Genomic DNA, 5,352 nt, shown 5'->3' with positions numbered 1-5,352 from the left:
TTATAACTTCATTTAATCCTTGGACTTTGGGACTAAATTCTGGAGCATATAAGGAACCAGATTCTGACACGACTTCATCTAATTTTTTAGTTAATACTTCATAATTGTTAATTATTGATTGATGATTCATCTCCAGCTTCTTTTTTAATCTTGAAAATTCCTCTTCTATAACAGCTACTTTTTCTGCCATAGGCTATTCACCTCCATTAATTTTAATATTACTTATCCCTTCCATACCTTCTTAAAATTATGCTTATTAGATAATATTAACACTAGACTATAAATTCTGTCAATGGGACTATAATATGAAAGTTTACTGATTTCTCCTAGATCTGCTCTTTTATAAATTATATAAAATAATTTTATATAAAAGAACCTGATAATAGGCAGGTTTTTTAACCAAAGAAAAAAAGTCCTTTATGGACTTTAATAAATTTGTTAGTTTTTATAATATACCTTTCGGCTATCTTATACCATTTCCCATGGTCTACTCGTATATATTTTCCCATTGTACTTCCCATTGTTTATCATGATTTTCTGCTAATCCTACTTTAGCAGCTAATTTTTCGTTATTATCAATAAATTTAACTATTGTCATCCCGTCCCCTTGATTTTCTACTCTAGTTTCATAAATATAATCCGGAAGTTTTTCATTTAAATATACTATTGCAACCTTTTCTGGGTCATTTTCTATATTAGGTTTCACAGGTTGTATATTAATATTTAAATTACTTACAAAGAAAATTATAAATAAACTTATTATTATTTTTTTAGAAAAACTTATGGTTCTTCTCATAGCTAAACCTCCCATTATATCGTTAATCCTATTATAGAATTTATAATGAAGGATAGGTTTACTAAGAAATTAATATTTAATGACAAAATAGTTACATTTTAAAAGGCTGTAAATACAGTATTTACAGCCTTTTAAGGTTTAACGTATGCATAGCCCTTTTCTTGCTTTTCTATTATTTCTAGTACTCCCGTAGGTACAATTTGTACAAAGGTTAATATATCTTCTTTAATTAATCCATTTCCTTTAAGGGCATTATTACAAGCAATAAATTTTACCCCTTCTTCATTGAGTTCATCTATAGTTTTAACCAATTTAAAATCATGTTTATATCCTTTAACTGCCTCTGAATTAGCAATGACTTCTATTTTAATTTTAGTATCTGTAGTAGCATCTATTAAATTCTTAACATTTGTTAATAGTAGATTCCATTTATCCATTTCATCAATGTGAAATATAACTTTTTTCATGGTATCACCTTCTTCTATATAAGTTTTATCCCTAAACTAAGAATAGATATGAATTAAAATCAGTGTGTTTCAGCTTTCCTATTCTCTTGCAATCAATTGTGCATCCTTTGTAAAAAATGTTTTATAGCCAAACTGTAAAAATAATATTACTGTTAAAGATACACTTCCCATTATCCCAAGCATTATAGCTATCTGGTATCTTATAGCTAATAATGGAGAAGTACCTGAAAGTATTTGTCCGGTCATCATGCCGGGAAGAAATATAATTCCCATACCCACCATAGAGTTAATTGTCGGTAATATAGCTGAATCAAAAGCATTGTTTACAATATCCCTTGATGCCATTTTAGGAGTTGCTCCTAACATTAAGGCCGTTTCCACCATATCCTTTCTGCCATTGAAACCCTCCATTAAATTCATTATACCTAATGAAATACCAGTCATAGAATTTCCTACAACCATACCCCCTAAAGGAATAAAATATCTAGGGTCATACCAAGGTTCCACTCGCACAACTACTATTAAGAAATAAAAAAGACTTATTAAAGTTCCTATTAACATAGAAAATCCTATTATCCTCTTTAATTCTCTTGTTAGTTCAGCTTTAGTTCTTTTAAAAATATTATGAATAGCGAATATCTCCATAATTCCAATAATTATTAAAGTTATAATAGGGTTGCTACTGTTAAAAATGGCGCCTAAAATATACCCTGTTAAAACTAATTGTATAGTCATTCTAATAGTAGAAATTAATATTTCTTTTTCCCTAGGAATTTCTCTTAATTTAACTATAAATAACAGTATTAGTACAAATATATATGCAGAAATCATTTGATAAATATTTAAATCAACAACACCGTTCATTTATATCTCTCCATTCCCTATAATTTTCCCATCTTTCATTTCCACAATAAAATCACTATATTCTTTAGCTATTTTTATCGAATGGGTTACCATTATTAAAGTTTTTTCCTTTTCCTTCACATATTCCACTATATTACGAATAACAACATCTTCTGAACCCTCATCTAAGGCAGAGGAAGGTTCGTCAAAAAGAAAGACTTCTGGACTTAATAATAAGGTTCTACCTAAAGCTAATCTTTGCTTTTCCCCTCCTGATAGTTTGTCCACTTCACTGTCTAAACCTTTTTTAAGATAAATAATTTCCATTATATCCTTTAACTCCTTATCTTCTACCAATGGTTTTTCTGAAAACTTAAGCCCTATTAATAAATTGTCTTTAATTGTGCCGGAAAATATTACAGGATTTTGTGGTAACATTACTACCTCTCTTCTAAGTTCAACAGGCTCTCTTTCTTTAATATTTTTATTTTTGTAATAGATATGGCCTTCAGTAGGATTTATCATTTTGTTTAATAGTTTTAATAAAGTGGTTTTTCCACTTCCACTTTCTCCAACTATTGTAGTAATTTTATTTTGACTGATTTCAAAATGAGGAACTTCTAAAATGTTTTTATATCTTACATTTTTAATTCTAAACATACTATATCCCCTTCCTATGGAGTTTGATTAGTATATATAATATACCCACTATCTGCTCAAGCATAGATATATAAGTCTATTTTACAATACATATAGGGTATAAAATAGGTTTTCTCTATTTAAATAGTCTTATACATTAAATTTATTGTGGATAAGTGTGGAATGGTTTTCTGTTTTTTGTGGATATTTTATTAATTGTTAACAGTTTGAGAATAGATAGGTCTGGTTATAGCTTTGGGATTGAATGAGATGCTGTAGAGTAATATGTTCCAGAATAAGTTGGGAAGTGGAATTTTTTTGATTGTGTGAGAGATTATGTTCTACTTTAGTTCTATTAATTTTCTATAATATATATAGAAATTTAAGATATTATAAATTTACATTCTACTATAGTTATATTAATGTATACTTAAATCCTATAGTAAGCTATTTACATTTTACTATACAGAAATTTAACTCCAAACTTCTAACAATAACTTTTTTACTATCTTTTATATTTTCTAGAGCTTACCTTAGTAAATAGGAGCCCAAAAGATTGCTAAGTCATAAAAAATAGTTATACTCCTTCCTTTTTTGCCAATAAATCTTCAAAATCATCTTTTAAATTACGCCTTTATAAAGGTTTTATATTAGTAAAATACACTTCTGATGTCTGTTATTTCTTTTCTCAATAATGCTATATCTCCTTTTGTTGCAGGTTTATCATATTCATTATAAAATGAAATATTTTCTCTTATTGTACATGAATATCCTCTATTACTTTCTATTAATTTTTTTACTATATGACCGTTTTTCACATGCTTGTTAGCTGTTTCTAAAGAGTTTAAACAAAGTATCTTATGATTACCTTTTAAATAAATTAAGGTTTTGCTTTCTTGCCTTTCTAGTTTATCTATACTATTAATATTGATATATCCTGTGGCACCATCGTTTTTAAAATAAGGTTTTCTTATTTTCACTGGTATAAAAATATTCTCTTTATTAAATGGAATTGGTACTAGATTTTTTATGTTTAATAATCCACCAAGATACTTCCTTGATTCTTTTAAGTCAAGGAAAAAATACTTTGCTAATAAATTTAAAACGCTTCTAAGGTTTTTATCTACATATGCTTTATCATGAAATGTATATAATAAGGTACAATTTCCTTTCATATCTACATATACAGGAATAAAAGCTATGAGTCCTTCAGATACATATTTTTGTATATCCATCTAACCCCTCCTTTCTGCACTTTTATAAATTAAAATTATCAAAAAGAGGTCCGTTTTTTACATTACTTCATATTATACCGTTGAAAAATACAAAATTAAAATTAAGAAATTATGAATAATGGCTATGAAATGTTTTCCTCATTACAGATTTACTAAGATAAATACTTAATTATGATTAAAGGCCTAGCTTGTACTATAAAAGGTTTTTTAAAAAGTAGTTATTACTCTAGCAAATAGATGCCTTTTTAGTGCATATAAAATAATATATTAATTATAAAATAATTACTTTCTTGTTACTTTTCAAACCCTAGGTAATATGCATTTACTCTATATATTATGCCTACCTCTTATACTTATCTTCTCATATGTTAGATAGCTTATCAAGAACTTTTTTCTTTCAATTTCTGATAGCATTTGATATACGGCGCCATAATAATTAACATTACTTCAATTTTTCACAAATTAATCATAAATATTGTAAAAATAACTTCTATTGTCAGTTAGTTTTCCCTAGTAATTACAAAAAAACCAGGCTTCGTAGGATGATCTATGAATTTAACATTTTTATCGTATTTAGAAACACATTATTATTTATTAATTTGTTGTTAATCTTTTTCTAATCAAATAGGCACTCAATATCGAGTGCCTGAAAGTTGTCAGGTTTTAGGCCTTACATTAATGCAATACTAGCAGGGAAAATTCCCTATATTAAAGCTTATTCTAATACTTGGCCACCTTCAGCCACTAATTTTCCTCGTTTAAATACCTTATTTGCTAGATTAACACCAAAGTGATAAATAAGAAAGTCTATATTTTTCGAATCCCAAATCACTATATCTGCAAGTTTACCTTTCTCTAAACTTCCTATTTCATCACCACGATCAACGCTATAAGCTGCATTTATAGTAACACCAGTAATAATTTCTTCTGAGGTCATTTTCTGCATAAAACTTCCCAAGTTCATAATCATTTGTAAAGATTCTGTAGCACTAGTCCCTGGATTTAAATCTGTAGCTAAGGCTACTGGTACTCCTGCTTCAAGCATTTTTTCAGCTGGTGCATAATTATCTAACATTAAGTAAAATGGAGTTCCTGGAAGTAGATTTGCAATAACCCCTTCCCTTGCCATTGCTTCAATGCCATCTTCTGATACGCACAGAAGATGTTCTGCAGATACTGCTCCTACTTCTGCCGCCAATTCAGCTCCACCAAAAGATACTAATTCATCAGCGTGTATCTTAGGTCTTAACCCATACTTTTTACCTTCATTCAAAATTCGTCTTGCATCATTAACAGTAAAGACACCCTCTTCACAGAAAACATCACAAAATTCGGCTAAGCTTTCTTCTGCTACTTTTGGTATCATTTCTTC

Annotated in this window: 7 protein-coding genes; all 7 read right to left on the bottom strand. The window is 28.5% G+C overall.

Annotation, left to right across the window (positions count from 1 at the left end):
- Nucleotides 1-190 (bottom strand): hypothetical protein (locus VK071_02115; GenBank protein HLR34105.1); only part of this gene is annotated, 190 nt, incomplete at its 3' end.
- A gap of 297 nt (nt 191-487) precedes the next feature.
- Nucleotides 488-796: a hypothetical protein gene (locus tag VK071_02110; protein ID HLR34104.1), complete on the bottom strand. Its 309-nt coding sequence runs from the start codon at nt 794-796 to the stop codon at nt 488-490.
- Between the two features lie 131 nt (nt 797-927).
- Nucleotides 928-1,263 (bottom strand): DsrE family protein, encoded by a 336-nt coding sequence (locus VK071_02105; protein ID HLR34103.1) that lies wholly within the window; start codon nt 1,261-1,263, stop codon nt 928-930.
- Between the two features lie 78 nt (nt 1,264-1,341).
- On the bottom strand, nt 1,342-2,127 hold the full coding sequence (gene fetB, locus VK071_02100) for an iron export ABC transporter permease subunit FetB (protein HLR34102.1): 786 nt from the start codon (nt 2,125-2,127) through the stop codon (nt 1,342-1,344).
- Nucleotides 2,128-2,766: an ATP-binding cassette domain-containing protein gene (locus tag VK071_02095; GenBank protein HLR34101.1), complete on the bottom strand. Its 639-nt coding sequence runs from the start codon at nt 2,764-2,766 to the stop codon at nt 2,128-2,130.
- A 629-nt stretch (nt 2,767-3,395) separates the two neighbouring features.
- Complete coding sequence (locus tag VK071_02090) at nt 3,396-3,980, bottom strand: hypothetical protein (GenBank protein HLR34100.1); 585 nt, start codon at nt 3,978-3,980, stop codon at nt 3,396-3,398.
- A 715-nt stretch (nt 3,981-4,695) separates the two neighbouring features.
- Nucleotides 4,696-5,352, bottom strand: a 657-nt coding sequence (locus VK071_02085; GenBank protein ID HLR34099.1) for an amidohydrolase family protein, incomplete at its 5' end; no start/stop codon positions are given.

It is taken from the genome of Tissierellales bacterium, from assembly GCA_035301805.1.
Classification (GTDB): domain Bacteria; phylum Bacillota; class Clostridia; order Tissierellales; family DATGTQ01; genus DATGTQ01.
This window is presented reverse-complemented; position numbering and strand designations above follow the sequence as displayed.

Bases quoted from the DNA above. Each gene is read 5' to 3' on its own strand.
- VK071_02110 (HLR34104.1), bottom strand. From the start codon at position 796: ATGAGAAGAACCATAAGTTTTTCTAAAAAAATAATAATAAGTTTATTT.
- VK071_02105 (HLR34103.1), bottom strand. From the start codon at position 1,263: ATGAAAAAAGTTATATTTCACATTGATGAAATGGATAAATGGAATCTA.
- fetB (HLR34102.1), bottom strand. From the start codon at position 2,127: ATGAACGGTGTTGTTGATTTAAATATTTATCAAATGATTTCTGCATAT.
- VK071_02095 (HLR34101.1), bottom strand. From the start codon at position 2,766: ATGTTTAGAATTAAAAATGTAAGATATAAAAACATTTTAGAAGTTCCT.
- VK071_02090 (HLR34100.1), bottom strand. From the start codon at position 3,980: ATGGATATACAAAAATATGTATCTGAAGGACTCATAGCTTTTATTCCT.